Source organism: Streptomyces sp. PA03-1a (genome assembly GCF_033792805.1).
Lineage (GTDB): Bacteria > Actinomycetota > Actinomycetes > Streptomycetales > Streptomycetaceae > Actinacidiphila.
The window spans coordinates 1-607 of the sequence record NZ_JARAVO010000514.1 but is presented as its reverse complement, the minus strand read 5'-3'; the positions used below and the strand labels follow the sequence as shown (position 1 = coordinate 607).

Genomic DNA, 607 nt, shown 5'->3' with positions numbered 1-607 from the left:
GCCAGCAGGCACAACGCGGGCGCCACCACCAGCACCGGGTCCACCCCCAGCGCGCCCGTGGTGTCCGTCGTCAGCGCGCCGGACCCGCCGCCACGCCCGGACAGCTGCCAGTAGCCCAGGCCCGCCACGAGCAGCAACGCCACGTCGGTGCCCGCCTGCACGGCACCCGGCAGTGCGCCCTTGCGGGTCCGTGCCTGCCGTTCGACGGCGTAGGTGCCCGAACGGCGCAGCGCCGGCGAGGCCACCGCGACGCCGCAGGCGAGCGCGGCCAGCACACCCGCCCACCAGGCCGTGGAGGACGGCAGGTCCAGGTGCACGTCCGCCCGTGCCAGGGCACCGTGCCCGGCGAGCAGCCGTACCAGCGGCCCGGCCAGGAACGGTGCCAGCACGGCGGCGGGCAGCGCCAGCAGCAGTGCCTCGGTGGCGGCCAGGTTCGCGATGCGGGTCCGCGAGCCGCCGCGGGCCCGCAGCTGGGCGGTCTCCTCGGCGCGTTCGCTGGCGAGCAGGCCCGCCACGAGCATCAGCGCCAGGCCTGCGAGCACGATCAGCTGCAATGCGCTGATGAGCAGCGTCGAGCGGCTGACCAGCAGGTTGCGGCTCAGGTCGG

At 76.3% G+C, this 607-nt stretch carries 1 protein-coding gene; it reads right to left on the bottom strand.

The genetic code is table 11. The annotated features are described in order from the left end of the window. Positions 1-607, bottom strand: a 607-nt coding sequence (locus PV341_RS45240) for an FtsX-like permease family protein (RefSeq protein WP_500361081.1), incomplete at both ends; no start/stop codon positions are given.